At 71.1% G+C, this 18,252-nt stretch carries 17 protein-coding genes; 5 read left to right on the top strand and 12 right to left on the bottom strand.

The window, feature by feature from the left end; genetic code table 11:
- Nucleotides 1–176 precede the first annotated feature (176 nt).
- The 4 genes from ACFWP5_RS46165 to ACFWP5_RS46150 are packed head-to-tail and all read right to left on the bottom strand — an operon-like array spanning nt 177 to nt 2,368.
- Complete coding sequence (locus ACFWP5_RS46165) at nt 177–509, bottom strand: DUF202 domain-containing protein (RefSeq protein WP_384171289.1); 333 nt, start codon at nt 507–509, stop codon at nt 177–179.
- Entirely contained in the window at nt 497–889 is a 393-nt protein-coding gene (locus ACFWP5_RS46160) for a YidH family protein (protein ID WP_384171286.1), read from the bottom strand. The genes ACFWP5_RS46165 and ACFWP5_RS46160 overlap by 13 nt, the downstream gene beginning before the upstream one ends.
- 10 nt (nt 890–899) lie before the next feature.
- Nucleotides 900–1,421, bottom strand: coding sequence for an NUDIX domain-containing protein (locus ACFWP5_RS46155; protein WP_384171283.1), 522 nt, complete (start codon nt 1,419–1,421; stop codon nt 900–902).
- A 53-nt stretch (nt 1,422–1,474) separates the two neighbouring features.
- Entirely contained in the window at nt 1,475–2,368 is an 894-nt protein-coding gene (locus ACFWP5_RS46150) for a DMT family transporter (protein WP_384171280.1), read from the bottom strand.
- A gap of 411 nt (nt 2,369–2,779) precedes the next feature.
- Between ACFWP5_RS46150 and ACFWP5_RS46145 the strand changes: the two genes are divergently transcribed.
- From ACFWP5_RS46145 to ACFWP5_RS46130, 4 genes are all read left to right on the top strand, one after another.
- Complete coding sequence (locus ACFWP5_RS46145) at nt 2,780–3,733, top strand: hypothetical protein (RefSeq protein ID WP_384171277.1); 954 nt, start codon at nt 2,780–2,782, stop codon at nt 3,731–3,733.
- 68 nt (nt 3,734–3,801) lie between these two features.
- Nucleotides 3,802–5,349, top strand: coding sequence for an APC family permease (locus ACFWP5_RS46140; protein WP_384171274.1), 1,548 nt, complete (start codon nt 3,802–3,804; stop codon nt 5,347–5,349).
- A 102-nt stretch (nt 5,350–5,451) separates the two neighbouring features.
- The gene (locus tag ACFWP5_RS46135; protein ID WP_384171271.1) at nt 5,452–6,195 is read left to right on the top strand and encodes a molybdopterin-dependent oxidoreductase; all 744 of its coding nucleotides are present in this window, start codon (nt 5,452–5,454) and stop codon (nt 6,193–6,195) included.
- Entirely contained in the window at nt 6,179–6,814 is a 636-nt protein-coding gene (locus ACFWP5_RS46130; protein ID WP_384171267.1) for a cytochrome b/b6 domain-containing protein, read from the top strand. The genes ACFWP5_RS46135 and ACFWP5_RS46130 overlap by 17 nt, the downstream gene beginning before the upstream one ends.
- 33 nt (nt 6,815–6,847) lie before the next feature.
- Here ACFWP5_RS46130 and ACFWP5_RS46125 read toward each other — a convergent pair whose 3' ends face one another.
- Genes ACFWP5_RS46125 through ACFWP5_RS46110 form a run of 4 tightly spaced genes read right to left on the bottom strand, consistent with a single transcriptional unit; the run spans nt 6,848 to nt 10,626 of the window.
- On the bottom strand, nt 6,848–7,873 hold the full coding sequence (locus ACFWP5_RS46125) for an L-idonate 5-dehydrogenase (RefSeq protein ID WP_384171291.1): 1,026 nt from the start codon (nt 7,871–7,873) through the stop codon (nt 6,848–6,850).
- A gap of 23 nt (nt 7,874–7,896) precedes the next feature.
- Nucleotides 7,897–8,655 carry an SDR family oxidoreductase gene (locus tag ACFWP5_RS46120; protein WP_384171264.1) on the bottom strand — a complete coding sequence of 253 codons (759 nt, stop codon included), beginning with the start codon at nt 8,653–8,655 and terminating at the stop codon, nt 7,897–7,899.
- A gap of 10 nt (nt 8,656–8,665) precedes the next feature.
- Nucleotides 8,666–10,063 (bottom strand): gluconate:H+ symporter, encoded by a 1,398-nt coding sequence (locus ACFWP5_RS46115; RefSeq protein ID WP_384171261.1) that lies wholly within the window; start codon nt 10,061–10,063, stop codon nt 8,666–8,668.
- 44 nt (nt 10,064–10,107) lie between these two features.
- A complete protein-coding gene (locus ACFWP5_RS46110; protein WP_384171258.1) occupies nt 10,108–10,626 on the bottom strand; it encodes a gluconokinase in 519 nt (172 codons plus the stop codon).
- Nucleotides 10,627–10,756: 130 nt separating this feature from the next.
- On the opposite strand from ACFWP5_RS46110, the gene ACFWP5_RS46105 reads away from it, so the two are divergent.
- The gene (locus tag ACFWP5_RS46105) at nt 10,757–11,458 is read left to right on the top strand and encodes a FadR/GntR family transcriptional regulator (RefSeq protein ID WP_384171255.1); all 702 of its coding nucleotides are present in this window, start codon (nt 10,757–10,759) and stop codon (nt 11,456–11,458) included.
- 21 nt (nt 11,459–11,479) lie between these two features.
- On the opposite strand, the gene ACFWP5_RS46100 is transcribed toward ACFWP5_RS46105, so the two are convergent.
- The 4 genes from ACFWP5_RS46100 to ACFWP5_RS46085 all read right to left on the bottom strand — a co-directional run bounded on the left by ACFWP5_RS46100 (nt 11,480) and on the right by ACFWP5_RS46085 (nt 17,991).
- The gene (locus ACFWP5_RS46100) at nt 11,480–11,863 is read right to left on the bottom strand and encodes a YchJ family protein (protein ID WP_384171252.1); all 384 of its coding nucleotides are present in this window, start codon (nt 11,861–11,863) and stop codon (nt 11,480–11,482) included.
- An 18-nt stretch (nt 11,864–11,881) separates the two neighbouring features.
- Nucleotides 11,882–12,616 (bottom strand): hypothetical protein, encoded by a 735-nt coding sequence (locus ACFWP5_RS46095; RefSeq protein WP_384171250.1) that lies wholly within the window; start codon nt 12,614–12,616, stop codon nt 11,882–11,884.
- A gap of 84 nt (nt 12,617–12,700) precedes the next feature.
- Complete coding sequence (locus ACFWP5_RS46090; protein WP_384171247.1) at nt 12,701–14,044, bottom strand: M1 family metallopeptidase; 1,344 nt, start codon at nt 14,042–14,044, stop codon at nt 12,701–12,703.
- Nucleotides 14,045–14,124: 80 nt separating this feature from the next.
- Nucleotides 14,125–17,991 (bottom strand): Pls/PosA family non-ribosomal peptide synthetase, encoded by a 3,867-nt coding sequence (locus ACFWP5_RS46085; RefSeq protein ID WP_384171242.1) that lies wholly within the window; start codon nt 17,989–17,991, stop codon nt 14,125–14,127.
- Between the last annotated feature and the right edge of the window lie 261 nt (nt 17,992–18,252).

Genomic DNA, 18,252 nt, shown 5'->3' with positions numbered 1-18,252 from the left:
GGCGGTACGGCGAGCCCGCCGCTGGTTGTGCCCCTCTGGTGTTGCCACAGTTGGACGGGTGGGGACCAGGTACGCGGCGGGCTGCGCCGTACCGCCACGACCCGCTCCCGTGCGTTGGCGGGTGCGGGTGCGTGGTCCGTCCCGTGCGCCCCCCCGCATGGCTCCGGGCCCACCCCTCAGTACACGAGCACCGCCGCGCACACCGCCACGGCGATCGTGCACAGCACCGCCGCGCCGGCGTGCCGCGGTGTCAGGGCCGGGGGGATTCCGGCGGCCGCGAGGGTGCGGATGCGGCGGTGGGCCACGGTCAGGAAGCCAAGCCACAGCGCGCAGCACAGGGCGCAGACGACGACGCCCTCGACCCGTACACCGCCGTGCAGCGAGGCTTTCACGGCGAGGACGGCGGCGACCGTGCTCGACAGGGTCGTACGACGCCAGGCCAGTCGGGTCCGCTCCGGCTGGAGGCCCGGGTCGCGGTCCGGGGCCGGGGGCCGGGTCACCCCGCCCATCCGGCGAGCACGACGACGACCATCGCCACGGCCACCACCGCGACCGCGATGCCCAGCAGCGCCGGGAAACGGGACACCGGAAGATCCTCGCCCCGGCGCATCGCCAGCTCGCAGCGCACCCAGTGGTTGACCGCGCGCAGCGAGCACAGCACGCCCGCCGCGAGCAGCGCGAGCGCCAGGCCGACCCGCCAGGCCCAGCGCAGGTCCGGCAGGAACTGGTCCACCGCGAAGCCGCCGCCGATCAGCGCGAGCGCGGTGCGCAGCCAGGCGAGAAACGTGCGCTCGTTGGCCAGCGAGAACCGGTAGTCGGGGGTGCCGCCCTCCTCGCTGATCTCCTGGGGCGCGAACCACAGCCGGACGTTCCGTGCAAAATCGATCACGGGCAGGACCCTATCCGGCCGTTTCTTCCCGGTACGCCTTGAGCCTTGCGTAGCCCGCCAGGCCGTCCGGCACCCACTCCCACTCGCCCAGCCGCCGCTCGATCTCCCCCTCCTCCAGGAAGTCGTGCCAGGCGACCTCCTCGACCTGCGGGCTGACCGGAAGCTCGCAGCGCACCTCGTACACCGCCGACCACCAGCTCTGCCCGGCGCCGTCGTCGTACAGGAACTTGAAGAGGAAGGAGGGGTGGGGCAGGCCGTCGACGCCGAGTTCCTCCTCGGCCTCGCGCAGCGCCGCTTCGTCGTAGGACTCGCCCGCGCCGACCACTCCGCCGACGAACATGTCGTAGAGGGAGGGGAAGACGAGTTTGGTGGGGGTGCGGCGGTGTACGAAGACGCGGCCCTGCGCGTCGCGGGCCTGGACGAAGACCGCGCGGTGGCGCAGGCCCTGTGCGTAGGCCTCGCCGCGGGGCGACTGGCCGATGACCTGGTCGTGTTCGTCGACGATGTCGAGGATTTCGTCAGCTGCGCTCATGGCCTCATCCAAACAGGGCTGCGCTCATGCCCGTCCGGACAGGGGGCCGGCGGTCAGTGCGGCTGGAGGGCCGGTGCGGGCTTCGTCTTCGCCGTGCCGCGCGGCATCGCGGGGTGCATGCCGAGCAGCAGGATGCCTACGACGATTCCGGCGAGGCCCACCGCCTCCCAGGCCAGCGCGCCGGTGTCGGCGCGCAGCCGGTCGCCCAGGAAGCCCACCCCGCAGATGATCCCGGCGAGTGGCTGGGCCGCGGTGAGGGCCGGCAGGGACATGCGTAGGGGAGCTGTCTCGAAGGCGCTCTGGACGAGGACCAGGCCGGTCACGCCGAGCGCGAGCACGCCGTACGGCTGCCAGCCCGTGAGGAGTTCGGCGAGGCCGCCCTCGGTGAAGCGCTGGCCGCTGACCCGGGTGAGCGCGTCCTGGACGCCGTAGAGGAGGCCTGCCGCCAGCGCGAGCAGGACCGGGGCCGAGCTGAGGCGGGAGCGTTTGGCGTAGGTCGTGAGGAGGAGGGCCAGGCCCACCATGACGCCGATGATCAGCCAGTGGCGGAAGGGGTCCGTGACCGCCGTACCGCTGCGCGGCTCGCCCGCGACGATGAAGGTCGTGACGCCGCCCGCGAGGAGCGCGAGGCCCGCCCAGCCCTGACGGCCCAGGGGCTGCCTGGTCTGCTTGCGGGAGAGGGCGAGCGCGAAGAGCAGGTTCGTCGCGAGGAGCGGTTCGACCAGGGAGACCTCGCCGTGGCTGAGCGCGATCGCGCCGAGCACCATGCCCGCGATCATCAGGCCGATGCCGCCGAGCCAACGAGGCACCCGCATCAGGTCGAGGAGCAGTCTCGGGGAGAGGAAGTCGCTCAAGGGTGCCTGCTGGGCCACGTTCTGCTGGAGCACGAACCCGAAGCCGAGGCAACCGGCCGCACTCACGGCGAGCATCAGAACCAGAAGGGACACGCTGCGTACCTCGATCGTCAGGCCGGGCTACGGGGTGCGTTTGGGCGACTGTAGCGCCCCAGGGCCCGGCTTGCCCCTGGGAGTACCCGGAAGCGGGCGGTCGACCCGGTCACGATGCGCTGACGACCGTGGGCACGATCGGAGGCTGCGGCGGGACCGTGCTGCCATCGTCCGCCGCCGCGCGCCCGAGCGCCATGGCGTACGCCACATCGATGACCCGTGAACGGTTGGCAGCGTACCGTCCCGGGCAGTGGATCGAGCCACAAGTGCCGCACCCGCAAAGGAAGTTGACAGGTGTAACAGCAGTACGGCACTTGACGTGAAGTATTGGCTGGGGGTTTGCTGTGCGTGATCGGCCGATAGCGCGCCGATGTCCAGCAGTGTCGCGTGAGGATCGTGAGGAATTCCCGGGTGTCCCCACCCCCGCCACCCCTCGGACGTCGTCACAAGCGTGCGTCCCATGCCTTCGACGCCGCGCTCGACGACGACCAACTCGTCGCCGCACGCGCCGCGTTGGCCCAGGGCCGCTGGCAGGCGGCGCGCGGACTGCTCGCCCAGACGGGCGACGACTGGGACGCCCGCGCCCACCGGGTCACCGTCCTCGCCCTGGAGTCCTACACCGCCGCCTGGGCCCGCGACTGGCTGCTCGCCGAACCCGAGTCCGGCGACGCCTCCGTCCTGCTCGCCGTGGCCCTGGTCCAGCGCGTGCTGGCGGGCAAGGAGAAACCGGTCCGCGCCCGCGAGGCCTGCCGTACGGCATCCGCCCGCCTGCCCGTTGACCCGACGCCCTGGCTCGGACTCCTCCTCCTGGAGCACACCCTCGGCACCGAAGAAGGCGTGGTCCAGCTCTTCGACGAGGTCCGCCACCGGCACGCCGACCATCACCACGCCCACCATCTGATGGTGGCCCGGCTCGCGGAACGCCGGGCCACCGCGGGCCTCGACCCGCTGCACGAGGTCTACGACTTCGCCTACTGGGCCGCCGAACAGGCCCCCGCCGACTCCCCGCTCGCGATCCTGCCGGTCATCGCGCACGCCGAGCGCTACCGCGTGCTGGCCGCCGCCGGCCTGGAACCCGCCGACCCGGCCGCCTCCGGGCACTGGACCGGACGCCGGGCCCGGCAGGTGATGAAGGCCGCCTTCGACTGGTGGCTGGAGTGGGAGCACGAGGGCGGCCATCCGCGCCGTCTGGTCGACCTCAACTTCCTCGCCCACGCCAAGTCCTGCGAGGGGCGCGGCGCCGAGGCCGCCGCCCTGTTCCACCGCATCGGGGAGCACCCGACCCCGGCGCCGTGGTCCTACCCGGACCGCGACCCGCTCACCGCCTTCCGTGCCGCACGCGACAGCGCGCTCGGGACGTCGTAACGCCGTCGTACCGATGAAACGCATCCGTAGCAACGCCCCCGTAGCGACCCCGAAAGGACGTTCCCGCCATGACGACGGGCAGTTCCAGTACGAGCAGCGCCACCTCGGACGGCGGCGGTATCAGCACCTTCAGGGGGCAGGAGCGCGCCCTGCGCGCCGACCGCCTCGGCACCGGGGGCCTGCTGCTCTCCGTGCTCGCCGCGACCGCGCCCCTCATGGTGGTCGCAGGTGTCATGCCCACTACATTCGCGGTGATGGGCATCGAAGGGCAGCCGCTGCTCTTCGTCCTCCTCGGCGTCGTCCTGGTCCTCTTCAGCGTCGGCTACGCCGAGATGAGCCGGCACGTCCACAACGCGGGCGCCTTCTACGCGTACATCTCCCGCGGCCTCGGCGGCACCGCCGGCGCGAGCGCCGCCCTGGTGGCACTCGTCGCGTACAACGCCCTCCAGGTCGGCATCTACGGCATCTTCGGCTTCGAGGTCTCCGGGCTGTTCTCCACCTACGCCGATCTCCAAGTCGCTTGGTGGATACCGGCGTTGGCCGCCGTGCTCGTCGTCGGCGCGCTCGGCTGGCTGAAGATCGACGTCAACGCGCGCGTGCTCGGCGTCCTGCTGATCATCGAGGTCACGCTCGTCGTCATCTTCGACATCGCCGCCGTCGCCGACCCGGCCAAGGAAGGCCTGTCCCTGCACGCCTTCAACCCGGACACCCTCAGCGGCGCCGGGGTCGGCACCGCCCTGTGCTTCTGCATCGCCGCGTTCCTCGGCTTCGAACAGGCCCCGGTCTACGCCGAGGAGACCAGCCGCCCGCACATCCTGGTGCCGCGCGTGATGTTCCTGGCCGTCGGCGGCGTCGCGGTCTTCTTCGCGCTCAGCTGCTGGGCGCTCACCGTCGCGACGGGGCCCTCCCAGATCGTCGGCACCTCCCAGAAGCAGAGCGCCGGCCTGCTCTTCTACCTCACCGAGTCCCGCCTCGGCGGCACCTTCACCGACGTGCTCCACGTCCTGTTCGTCACCGGCATGTTCGCGGCGATGCTCAGCTTCCACAACGTCGTCGCCCGGTACGCCTTCGCCATGGGCCGCGAGGGCCTGCTCCCGTCCGCCTTCGGCCGTACGACGGGTGCGAGCGGTGCCCCCGGCACCGGCTCGCTGCTCCAGACCGCCGTGTCCGCCGTGATCGTGATCGCCTTCGCGATCGCCGACGACAAGCCCACCGGCGACCCGACCGAACCGGTCCTGCACCTGTTCACCTGGTTCGGCAACATCGGCGCCCTCGGCGTGATCCTGCTGATGGCCGCCGCCTCCCTCTCGGTGATCGTCTTCTTCGCCCGCCGCGGCTCCGCCGGTGCCCAGGCCTGGCGGCTGGTCACCTCCGCGATCGCCGGCATCGCGCTCGTCGTCATCGCCGTCTACACGGTCAAGGACTTCGACGTCCTGGTCGGCGCGGGCCCCGGCTCGTCCCTGAGCTGGATCCTGCCCGGCATCATCGGCCTCGCCCTGTTCATCGGTCTGGCCCAGGGCCTGCTCCTGCGCTCCCGCAACCCTGAGGCGCACGCCCGCATAGGGCTCGGCAACGAGGCGTTCCAGCTGGAGAAGGCGGCCGGGGAGACGCCGTAGGAACCTGTCGTTGCTGAGAAGCAGGTTAGAAGTGGTTACGGAAGTCTGACGGGAACCCGCGATCCCTGGCCGTGCCGGGGTCGCGGGTGTTCGAATGAGTGCGTGAAACCTGAACAGCCCGAGTCCGATGGTGCGGAGAAGGCGGAGGGCCGGCCGCTCGGCCGCCGGGTCCTCCTGGGCACCCTCGGCCTGGGCGCCCTCGGCGTCGTCACCGCGCCCGCGCTGCAGAAGGGCATGGAGGGCTTCCTCGGTGCCGTGTCCGGCAAGGACCCCACCGGGCTGACCGGGCTGCTCCCGAACGGCGGCGGCTTCCGCTACTACTCGGTCACCGCGTCGGTGCCGCACAAGAACGCCGAGAACTACCGGCTGACCGTCGACGGCCTGGTCGACAAGCCGGCGTCCTACACGCTGGCCGACCTGCGCGCGCTGCCGCAGACCCGGCTGGTCAAGGACGTCCAGTGCGTCACCGGCTGGCGGGTGCCGGGGACCCCCTTCGAGGGGGTGCGACTGTCCCGGCTCCTGGACGCCGCGGGAGTGCGCGCCAAGGCCGGGGCGGTGCGCTTCACCTGCTTCGACGGCGCCTACACGGAGAGCCTCACCATCGAGCAGGCCCGCCGCTCCGACATCCTGGTCGCGCTGCGCATGCAGGACAAGGACGTGAGCCACGACCACGGCGGCCCGGTCCGCCTCTACGTCGCACCCATGTACTTCTACAAGTCCGCCAAGTGGCTCTCCGGCATCACGGTCACCGAGCACGTGAAGCCCGGCTACTGGGAGGACCGGGGCTACGACGTCGACGCCTGGGTCGGCAAGTCGAACGGACGCGACGATGACCCTACGAGCTGAAGCCCACGCCCCGCAGACGGAGCCGTCGGCCCGCGTCCGCCGCTTCGGCCGCACCGAGCGCTGGGTGCACCGGACCACGGCCGCGCTGATGGGCGTCTGCGTGTTCACGGCGGCCTGCCTGTACATCCCGGCGTTCGCCGAGCTGGTCGGTCGCCGTGAACTGGTCGTCCGCGTCCACGAGTTGGCCGGAGTCGCCCTCCCCGTGCCCATTCTGATCGGCCTCGTCTCCCGCGGCTTCCGCGTCAACCTCGGCTTCCTCAACCGCTTCGGCCCGCACGACCGCGTCTGGCTGCGCGGTGCCGTGATGCGCGACAAACGCCGATCGGCCCGCCCCGCGGGCAAGTTCAACGCCGGCCAGAAGATCTACGCCAACTGGATCGCCGGCGCCACCCTGGTGATGCTCGCCACGGGCCTGATGATGTGGTTCACCCACCTCACCCCGATCATGTGGCGCACCAGCGCGACCTTCGTCCACGACTGGCTCGCCCTGACGATCGGCATCGTCCTCGGCGGTCACATCGGCATGGCGCTGGGCGACCCGGAGGCCAGGGCGGGGCTGCGCACGGGGTCGGTGAGCAGGGAGTGGGCGAAGCGCGAACACCCCCTGTGGAAGCCGTAGTCGAAGCCTCGGCTGAAGTGCTGGTCGCCCTGCTCAGCCCCCGAAGTCCAGCAGCACCTTGCACGACCGGCTCCGGTCGGCCGCCAGCGCGAACGCCGACTCCGCCTCCCGCACCGGCACCACCGCACTGACCAGGGCGTCGAACGAGGGCTCCACGGCGAGGAGTTGGAGCGCGTCGTTGAACTCCGTGTCGAAGCGGAACGCGCCCCGGAGCTCGATCTCCCGGCTGACGACCAGGTTCCCCGCGAAGGGACTCTGCCCCGGCGGCAGCATCCCGAGCTGCACGACCACCCCGCCCCGCCGCACCAGCCGCAGACAGGTGTCGAGGCCGGCCGCCACCCCGGACGCCTCGATGGCCACGTCGACTTCGGAAGGCCACCCGGAGTCGTCGAGATCATCGGCCCGTACGACGGTGTCGGCGCCGGCCGCGGTGGCGTAGCGCAAGGCAGCTGGGAGCAGGTCCGTGACCGTCACGTGTGCCGCGCCGGCCGCCTTCGCCGCCGCGACGACCAGGCAGCCGATCGGGCCAGCGCCGGTGACCAGTACATGGCGTCCCTTCACGTCCCCGGCGCGTCGTACGGCGTGCAGGGCGACGGAGAGCGGTTCGGCGAGGGCGGCCCGGCGCAGTTCGAGGCCCGCCGGGACCGGCCTCAACTGCTCTGCGGGGACCACGACTTGGGCCGCGAAGCCGCCCTGTACGTGCGGGAAGCGGGCCGCGCTGCCCAGATACGCGGTGTCCCGGCACACGTTCCGGCGACTGTCCACGCACTCGGGGCACACCCCGCACGGAGTGGCCGGGTGCACGGCAACTGCCGTACCGGCTACCGGACCTGTGGCCCCGGGGCCGTAGGACAGGACCGTGCCCACCACCTCGTGGCCGAGCAGCATCGGTTCCTTGAGGCGGAAGTCGCCGACGCCGCCGTGGCGCCAGTAGTGGAGGTCGGAGCCGCAGACGCCGCCGTAGCGGACGGCGACCAGGGCCTGGCCGGGGCCGGGCTCCGGGACCGTCAACTCCTCGACGCGCAGGTCGTCCTGACCGTGGATCACACAGCCCAGCATGTCCGGCACGGTGATGTCCCCTTTCACAGCACGCTCGTCATGCCGCCGTCGACGTACAGGATCTGTCCGCTCACGAAGTCCGCGGCGGGGGACGCCAGGAACAGCACTCCGCCCACCAGGTCCTCCGTGGTGCCCCAGCGGCCGGCCGGGGTCCGCTTGCGCACCCAGGCGCTGAACTCCTCGTCCGCGACGAGGGGTTGGGTCAGTTCCGTCTCGATGTAGCCGGGGCCCAGGCCGTTGACCTGGACGCCCGAGGGGCCCCAGTCCGCGCACATGCCCTTGGTGAGCATCTTCAGGGCGCCCTTGGTGGCCGCGTAGGGCGCGATGCCGGGGCGGACCACCTCGCTCTGCAGCGAGCAGATGTTGATGATCTTCCCGTGGCCGCGTTCCGTCATCCGGCGGGCCGTCTCACGGCCGACCAGGAACGCGCTGGTGAGGTTGGTGTCGATGATGCGGTGCCAGTCGGAGTCGGTGAACTCCAGGAGCGGGGCGCGCAGTTGCATGCCCGCGTTGTTCACCAGGATGTCCAGCGGGCCCACTCGGTCCTCGACGTCCGCGATTCCGGCGGCGACTGACGGACCGTCGGTCACGTCGAAGGCGGCCGTGTGGACGTCGCCGGACAGTTCGGCGGCGGCCTTGGTGAGGCGTTCGCCGTCCCGGCCGTTCAGGACGACCGTGCAGCCGGCCTCCAACAGGCCCTGGGCGAGGGCGAGTCCGATGCCCCGGCTGGAACCGGTGACCAGGGCCGTACGGCCACTGATGTCGAAGAGAGGATGACTCATTCCCGTACCCCTAGATGATCAGCGAGAGGAGGAGGACCAGTCCGCCGGCGACCACCGAGATGATCGTCTCCATGACGGACCAGGTCTTGAGGGTCTGGCCGACGCTCAGGCCGAAGTACTCCTTCACCAGCCAGAATCCGGCGTCGTTGACATGGCTGAAGAAGAGCGAACCAGCGCCGATCGCCAGCACGAGCAGGGCGGTGTGGGTGCTCGACATGTCTGCGGCCAGCGGGGCGACCAGCCCGGCCGCCGAGATCGTGGCCACCGTCGCCGAACCGGTCGCGAGACGGATCGCCACCGCGATCAGCCAGGCCAGGAGCAGCGCCGGGATCGACCAGTCCTTGGAGATGTCCAGGATCATCTGGCCGACGCCGGAGTCGATCAGCGTCTGCTTGAAGCCGCCGCCCGCGCCGACGATGAGCAGGATGCCCGCGATCGGCATCAGCCCCTTCTCGACGGTCGACGAGAGGCGTTCCTTGGTGAAGCCGGCCGGGCGGCCCAGCGTGAACATGCCGACGATGACGGCCGCGAGGAGTGCGATCAGCGGGGAGCCGATGACGTCGAACACGCGCTGCACGGTGTGCTCGGGGTCGTCGACGATAATGTCGACCAGCGCCTTGGACAGCATCAGCACGACCGGCAGCAGGATCGTGGAGAGGGTCGCGCCGAAGCTCGGACGGTTCTCCAGGTCCTCGGACGGGCGGGCAGGGGTCATCCGCTCAGGGGCCTGGACGTCCACCCAGCGCACCGCGACCTTCGAGAACAGCGGGCCCGCGATGATCACCGTCGGGATCGCGACCAGGACGCCCAGCGCCAGGGTCAGACCGAGGTTGGCCTTCACCGCGTCCACGGCGACCAGAGGGCCGGGGTGCGGCGGAATGAGGCCGTGCATGACGGACAGACCGGCCAGCGCCGGGATGCCGATCCGCATGAGCGAGTAGTTGCCGCGCTTGGCGACCATCAGCACGACCGGGATCAGCAGCACGATGCCGACCTCGAAGAACAGCGGCAGTCCGATCACGGAGGCGATGAGAACCATCGCCCACGGCATCGACCGGGGACTCGCCTTCGCGAGGATCGTGTCGACGATCTGGTCCGCGCCGCCCGAGTCGGCGAGCAGCTTGCCGAGGATCGCGCCCAGCGCGATCAGCACGCCCACACCGGCGACCGTGGAGCCGAGCCCGGTGGTGAAACTGGTGATGGCCTTGTCCAGCGGCGCCCCGGCGAACGCGCCGAGCGCGAGCGAGCCGATGGTCAGCGCCAGGAAGGCGTGCATCTTGAACTTGGTGATGAGCAGGACGATGACGGCGATGCCCGCCAAAACGGCGATGCCCAGCTGAGCGTGGCCGGCCGAGGTGATGGGCTCGACGGGGTCCGCTGCCAGCATCTCGACGCTGAGTCTGGTCACGGTGGATTCCTTGCGGATACGGGGAGTTGGGGTACTAGGAGGTACTAGGAGGTCGGCTCGGGAACCTGTTCGAGTGCGGTCATGGCCCGCTCGGCGATCTGCTCCGGGCTGCCGGTGACGTCCACGGCGACGCCCGCCTCGTCCGCCTCCAGCGGCTGGAGCGTGGCGAACTGCGAGTCGAGCAGCGCGGTCGGCATGAAATGCCCGTGCCGGTGCGCCATCCGGTCCTCGATGAGGGCGCGGTCGCCGGTCAGATGCACGAAGACGACCCCGGGAGCCGCGGCCCGCAGCCGGTCGCGGTACGACCGCTTCAGCGCCGAGCTGCTGACCACCCCGCCGAGCCCCGCACGCCCGTGCGCCCAGGAGCCGATGGCGTCCAGCCAGGGCCACCGGTCCTCGTCCGTCAGCGCGTGCCCGGCCGACATCTTGGCGATGTTGGCCTGCGGGTGGAAGTCGTCGCCCTCGGCGTACGGAACGCCGAGCCGGGCCGCGAGCAGGGGACCGATGGTGGTCTTCCCGGTGCCCGCTACGCCCATGACCACGACGACATGGGGGGTACGCATCGCTGCCTCACTGTCTCCGTCGACACCTGATGTCGAGCTAACTGAAACCGATTAGGTACGACGAATTCAAGAGTCTGTGACATATAAGTCTGACTTTTTGATTCCGTGACGCGCCCCGTACGCTGAGTGCATGACCACTCCGGGCCGCGGGTTGCACGGCCGCGTACTCGACTCCCTCGGCCCCGCCATCACCGCGGGCGAGTACCCGCCGGGCAGCGTCCTGCGCACGGACGAACTCGCCAAGGACTTCGAGGTCTCCCGCTCCGTGATGCGCGAGGCGGTCCGCGTCCTCGAATCCATGCACCTGGTCGAGTCCCGCCGCCGGGTGGGCGTGACCGTGCGGCCCAAGGCCGAGTGGAATGTCTACGACCCGCAGGTCATCCGCTGGCGCCTGGCCGGCGCCGACCGCCCGCAGCAACTGCGCTCGCTCACGGTGCTGCGCTCCGCGGTCGAACCGATCGCCGCGGGCCTCGCCGCCAAGGTCGCCACGGCGGAGCAGTGCGCGGAACTCACCGAGTGCGCGATCGGCATGGTCGCCAACTCGCGAGGCCACAGGCTGGAGGCCTACCTCGTCCACGACGTGGCCTTCCACCGGGTGATCCTGGCCGCCTCCGGCAACGAGATGTTCGCCCGCCTGGGCGACGTGGTCACCGAGGTCCTGGCCGGCCGCACCCACCACGAGGTCATGTTCGAGGACCCCGACCCGGCCGCCGTCACCCTCCACGTCCAGGTGGCGGAAGCGGTCCGCGAGGGCGACGCGCTCCGCGCGGAAACCCTGACCCGCGAGATCACGGTGGGCGCGCTTCAGGAACTGGACATCCTCGCGCCGTAGAGCCTCAGTTGGCGTAGCCCTTCAGTCTTCGAGGAACTCCCCGTCGAGGTACACCCACGCCCCGTCGACCCGCTCGAACCGGCTCCGCTCATGGATCGCGCCGCCCCGGTACGAGGCCCGGAACGTCACGGTCCCCGCTGAGTGGAACGCCGACCCGCCACCCGTCTCCAGGATCTTCAGCCCCGTCCACCGCATCCCCGGATCGAGATCGAGCGGTTCGGCGGGCCGCGTCCGCGGATGCCAGGTGCGCAGCAGATACGGCGCGTCCAACCGCACGAAGGCGCTGTAGCGCGAGCGCATCAACGCCTCGGCGGTGGGGGCGGCGGCGGTGCCTGAGTGGTAGCGGCCGCAGCAGTTCTCGTAGGGGGCGGATAGCCCGCAGGGGCAGTTGGCGCGTGGGGTCATGGGCACATTGTGCCGGGGCTAGGCGAGGGGTTCCTCGGGGGTGACCCGGAGCGGCAACCGGACGTAGGCGTCCGCCCCGGGACCGGGCAGCCTGGTGCTTTCCTTCCCGTGCGTGAGGATCGCGTGGGCCAGGACGGGTGGCGTCGGATGCTCGGGCGGAGCGTCGTGCGCGGGCGCGGCCCCGATGAACTGGACGAGCAGGGCCCCGGTGACCCGGGTGCCGATCTGATTCACGAAGCTCGGCGGGAGGATCCACTCGACTCCCTGGTACAGGGTCTTGTCGACGGTGTCGTGGACTCGCCTGACGTACCACTCGTCGTTCTGTATCTGGGGCGCGCTGCGCGCGTTCAGATGGGCGGCCGCGGACGCCACCGCGTTGAGTTCGGGAAAGCCGGTCAGGCCGGCCGTGACCGTGCCGACGGCCGCCAGCACGGGGCCTGCCACCTGCAGGTCCTTGGCCAGTGTGTCCCGCCACGCCCGCTCCTCCTGCACCGGCGGCAGGTGGTACACGACGGCCTGGAGATCCTTCACCCGCCAGTCACCCTCGGCCGGGAACAGCAGGGTTACCTCCGTGCGCCGAGCGTCCCCCGAGTACCCGAGCGTCCAGACGTACAGATAGGCCGTGAAGGGGTGCGCCCCATCCGCGTCCGTGGCCAAGATCCGCTCCAGCGGGATGGACCGCGGCTCGGTCTCCCCGTAGACCTCCAGCCACTCACCCGTCTCCGTGGACCCCCGGTTCCATGCGGCTGCCATGACCTCACCCCCGTGACATCAACTGAAACTCCGTCAGTTACACACTCGCGCCACGGAGTACACCTTGACAACAGGGGCGGCCCCTCAGACCGCGATCCCCGTCTCAGCCGAAGGCATCGGAGGCAACGCACCCCGATACACCCACGCATCGAAGAGCTGGTCCAACGGCTCGGACGTGAACCGGGACGCGTGGGACGTGAACGTCGCTGTGGTCACCGTCCCGTTGCGGTGCTGGGTTGCCCAGCCGCGCAACATCCGGAAGAACGCGATGTCGCCCAGTGCGCAACGCACCGCGTGGACGGTGACGCCGCCGCGTTCGTAGAGGCGGTCGTCGAACATCGACTTGCGGCCGGGGTCGGCGAGCCGCAGGTCCTGGGGGAGTGTGGAGAGCAACCGGTGTGCGGCGGCGGCGTGTTGGTGGGCCGTGCGACCACCCGAGCGCTCGGACCAGAGCCACTCGGCGTACTTGGCGAAGCCCTCGTTCAGCCAGATGTGGCGCCAGTCGGCGATGGAGACGCTGTTGCCGAACCACTGGTGGGCCAGCTCGTGGGCGACGAGACGTTCCGAACCCCGGGCCCCGTCAACGTGGTTGGCGCCGAACAGCGACAACCCCTGTGCCTCGACGGGGACATCGAGTTCCTCCTCGGTCACCACGACCGCGTACTCGTCGAACGGGTAGGGCCCGAACAGGTCCTGGAACAGCTCCATCATCGCGGGCTGCCGTGCGAAGTCCCTTGAGAACTCCGGGAGTAGATCCGACGGGATGTGCCCGTGCTGCGGCACCCCGCCGAGCCCGGGGTCGCCCAGCAGCACCGTCTGGTACTTGCCGATCGACAGCCCGACGAGATAACTCGACGTCGGCGCCGACTGCTCGTACACCCACGTCGTCGTCGAAGCCTTGGTCGTCCGGGTCAGCAGCCGGCCGCCCGCCACCACCGCGTACGCCGACGGCGTGGTGATCGAGATCTGGTACGACGCCTTGTCTGCGGGGCGGTCGTTGCACGGGTACCAGGACGGCGCCCCGATCGGCTGGCTCGCCACCAGCGCCCCGTCGGTCAACTCCTCCCAGCCGAGGCCGCCCCAGGGGCTGGCGACCGGCTTGGGGTTGCCCGACCAGTGGACCTCCACGGTGAACGCGGCACCGGCCCGCAGCGGCTTCGCGGGCCGGACGCGCAGCCGGCCGCCGCGGTGCGTGTAGTGCGGCTGGCGGCCGTCCACCCGGATCCGGCCGATCTTGAAGTCGCCCAGGTTCAGCTGGAATTCGGGCAGCGGAGCACGGCCGGCTATGGCGTTGATGCGTGCCGTGCCGGAGAGACGGTTGGGGCCGGGACGGTAGTCCAGCGCGAGCTCATAGCGGTGCACCCGGTAGCGGGCATCGCCGTTTGCCGGGAAATACGGGTCCGGACCCGCCGCCTGCTGAACGGTCACTGCTGCGTCTGCTCCCTGCGCTGTGCTCGTATCCCGTACCCGTGCACCGCCCTCCGAAGCCGACGCCGCGTGACCTGTGTTCAGGGTCGCCATGACTCGATCGGATTGCCCAGCCAGCGGGTGTCGTCCGGGACGGACTCCGCCGCCATCACGAGCGATGCGGGACCCAGAGTGGTACGGGCCCCGACCACGCTGCCGGGCAGGACGATTCCGCCAGGACCCAGCGTCGCGCCCTCACGGAGGACCACAGTATCCGTCCGCAAGATCCGGTCGTGGAAGAGGTGGGTCTGGAGCACACATCCGCGGTTCACCGTGGAGGCGTCCTCCAGGGTCACCAGGTCGGTCTCGGGCAGCCAGTAGCTCTCCACCCAGACGCCCTTGCCGATGTGCGCGCCGAGCCCGCGCAGCCAGGCCGTCAGCACCGGTGTACCCGGCACGGAACCGGCCAGCCACGGCACCGCCACGACCTCGACGAAGGTGTCCGCCAGCTCGTTGCGCCATACGTAACCGCTCCACAGCGGGTGCTCGGCACCGCGGTGCCGCCCCACGAGCAGCCACTTGGCCACGATCGAGATCAGTCCGGCCGCGGCGCCCACCGCCAGCAGCACCAGCCCCGACAACAGCGGCGCCCACACCCCCAGCGCGCACAGCGCCGCCACCGTCAGCACGGCCAGCCCCGCCGAGCAGAACACCGGCACGATCCGGCACAGCTCCACCAGCCCGCGCGCCCACAGCAGCCGCGCCGGCGGGTCGTACGTCCGGCTCTGGTCGCCGCCGCTCGTGCTGCGCGGCAGCTTCACCGGCGGCAGCCCCAGATACGACGTGCCCTTCTTCGCCTTCTTCGGCGTCGCCGACAGCACCCCGACGAGCCCACCGTCCGGCACGCTCCGCCCCGGCGCGGTCATCCCGGAGTTCCCGAGGAACGCCCGCCGCCCGATCTCGGCCCGCCCGATGTGCATCCAGCCACCACCGAGTTCGTACGGCGCGGTCAACGTGTCGTCGGCCAGGAACGCACCTTCGCCGACCGTGGTCAGGCTAGGCAGCGCGAGCACGGTCGACACCTCGGCGCCGCGCCCGATCCGCATCCCGAGCAGCCGCAGCCACACCGGCGTGACGAGCCCGGCGTACAGCGGGAAGAGGGTCTCGCGGGAGAGGTCCATCAGTTGCGTCACGGTCCACGCCTGCCAGCCGATCCGGCTGTGCGTCGGGTGCGTCCCCTCGCGCAGGCCGAGGCTGAGCAGTCGTACACCGATGAGGATCAGCAGTGCGTAGGTCAGTCCGAAGGCGAGCGTCGCCGGGACCAGCGCGACCGCCGCGCCCCGCAGGGCCTCGCCGAGACCGTCACCGGGCGCGATGAACGCGCTCGCCACCAGCAGTGCGACGGCACCGGCGACCACCGGCAGCAGGGTCAGCGCGAAGCCCATCAGGCCGTACATCACACGCCAGTACGTGCCCCGCTGCGGGCGCTGCTTGGGCCAGTTGTGCTTGGCCTTGCCGAGCTTGACCGCGGGCGCGCCCGCCCAGCGCTGGCCGGTCGGGACCGTGCCGGTGACGGCCGAACCCGGCGCCACCTCGGCCCGCTTGCCCACCCGGGCGCCGGGGAACAGCATGCTGCGCGTGCCGACGACGGCGTGCGCGCCGACCTTGACCGGGCCGACCTCCAGGCGGTCGCCGTCCAGCCAGTAGCCGGACAGGTCCACCTCGGACTCGACGGCGGAACCGCGGCCCAGCTTGAGCATGCCGGTGACCGGCGGCAGCGAGTGCAGGTCTACGTCCGGCCCGATCTTGGCGCCGAGGGCACGGGCGTACCGCTCCAGCCAGGACCCGGTCAGCGCGGTCGCCCCGCTGAACTCGGCCAGCCGCTCCGCCGCCCACAGCCGCAGATGGACGCTGCCACCGCGGTCGTAGCGTCCCGGCTTCACGCCGCGCAGCAGGAGTCGCGCACCGCCCGCGGCGATCGCGAGCCGGCCGGGCGGGCTGAAGAGCAGGAGTGCGCCGGCGCCGACCAGCCACCAGGAGGCGGTCGGCAGCCACGCATAACCACCAAGGACGTTGCCGAGCGCGGCCAGTGCCACCGTCCAGCGCAGGCCGACCAGCGTGAACAGGGGGACCAGCGCGAGGAGTTGGATCACCTTGGCGCGCGTCGGCACCGGCGCGATCACCCGCGCGGTGCCGTCGCCCTGCGCCGAATCCTCCAGGTGGCGGGCCAACTTGCGCAGGGTCGGCTGCTGGTAGATGTCGAGGACGGCCGCGCTCGGGTACCGGGTGCGCAGCCGCGTCGTCAACTGGGCGGCGGCCAGGCTGCTTCCGCCGATCGCGAAGAAGTCGTCGGCCGCGCTGCCCACGGGGATGCCGAGGACCTCGGCCCACTGCTCCGCGAGCCAGGCCTCCGTGCCGTAGAGCTGCTCCTTGGCGCCGCCGGTCTCCATGCCTTCGAGCGGCCACGGGAGCGCGTTGCGGTCGACCTTGCCGGAGGTGCGGGTGGGGAGATCCTCGACCGGCGCGATCAACGGCACGAGGGCGGCGGGCAGTTCGGCGCGCAGCTTCTCGACAGCGGCGGCCTGGTCCCAGCCCTCCTGGGTGACGACATAGCCGACGAGGAGCTGGTTGCCGCTGCGCGCGGTACGCACGGCGGCAGCCGCACCCGCGACTCCGGGCAGGGCCTGAAGCGCCGTGTCGACCTCGCCCAGCTCGATCCGGCGCCCGCCGAGCTTGATCTGCTCGTCGGCCCGGCCGAGGAAGATCAGCCCCTCGGGCTCGGCCTTGACCAAGTCGCCACTGCGGTACGCCCGTTCCCAGCCCAGCGATTCGAGGGGCGCGTACTTCTCCGCGTCCTTCTCGGGGTCGAGGTACCGGGCGAGCCCGACGCCACCGATCACCAACTGCCCACTGCCGCCCATCGGTACGGGCACCCCGGCCTCGTCGACGACGGCCAACTCCCAGCCGTTCAGCGGCAGTCCGATACGGATCGGCTCGGCGCCGGTCATCAGGGAGGCACAGGCCACGACGGTCGCCTCGGTCGGCCCGTACGTGTTCCAGACCTCACGCCCCTCCGTGACCAGCCGCTGCACCAGCTCGGGCGGGCAGGCCTCACCGCCGAAGATCAGCAGGCGTACGTCGTTCAGCGCCTCGGGCTCCCAGAGGGAGGCCAGGGTCGGCACGGTCGAGACGACGCTGATGTCCTGCTCGACCAGCCAGGGGCCGAGGTCGGCGCCGCTGCGCACCTGGGAGCGCGGCACGGGCACCAGGCAGGCGCCGTAGCGCCAGGCCAGCCACATCTCCTCGCAGGACGCGTCGAACGCGACGGACAGCCCCGCCATGACCCTGTCACCCGGACCGATGGGGTCCTCGGTGAGGAACAGCGCCGCCTCGGCGTCGACGAAGGCCGCCGCGCTGCGGTGTGTGACGGCGACACCCTTGGGCTTGCCGGTGGAGCCGGAGGTGAAGATGATCCACGCGTCCTGCTCGACACCGGGCCGGGCGGCCGGGGCGTCACTGCGCCCGAGGACGGTCAGCGCGTGCTCGGCGCCGATGACGGCCCGCACGTCCGCCTCGCCGAAGACCAACTCGGCCCGCTCGTCGGGGTCCTCGGCGTCCACGGGGACGTAGGCGGCGCCGGCGGCCAGCACGGCGAGGATCGCGACGTAGAGATCGTTGGTACCGGACGGGACGCGCACGCCGACCCGGTCGCCGAGGCCGACACCGGCCGCGGCCAAAGTGCGGCGCAGGGTCTCCACCTCGACGGCCAGCGCACGGTAGGTGAGGCGGACGGTGCCGTCGTCCAGGGCGAGCTCGTCGGGGTACGACCGCACCGACGCGTCGAGGATGTCGACGAGCGTGCGGGCCGAGGCGGCGGGCGCCGCGGAGAAACGTGCCGTATCGCCGAACTGTGTGCGGATCTCATCGTCGAGCAGTCCGAGAGCACTGCTCTCGTGTATGGCTGCCATCGGTCCTCGCGTCTCGAACCCGGTAACTTCCGGGGTGCTGGCGGGCCCGCAGGTATGCCTGGGGTTGTCCAGCTCCAGCTCCGTTCCGTAACAAGCCGGAAATTTTAGTACGACGCTAGGCTCCGGGCCTGCCGACGGCCACTCGGGGGAGCCGAACGGAGGCGCTCCGTGAGCGTCCGGCAACGCTCTGACCTGGTGATCTTCGAACCGAAGGAGACATCCCCCACAAAACCGGCGAGGGCCGCGACCAATGGTCGCGGC

The organism is Streptomyces sp. NPDC058469 (assembly GCF_042721125.1).
Taxonomy (GTDB): Bacteria; Actinomycetota; Actinomycetes; order Streptomycetales; family Streptomycetaceae; genus Streptomyces.
Note: the sequence above shows the minus strand (reverse complement) of the source record. Positions and strands in the feature narration are given on the sequence as shown.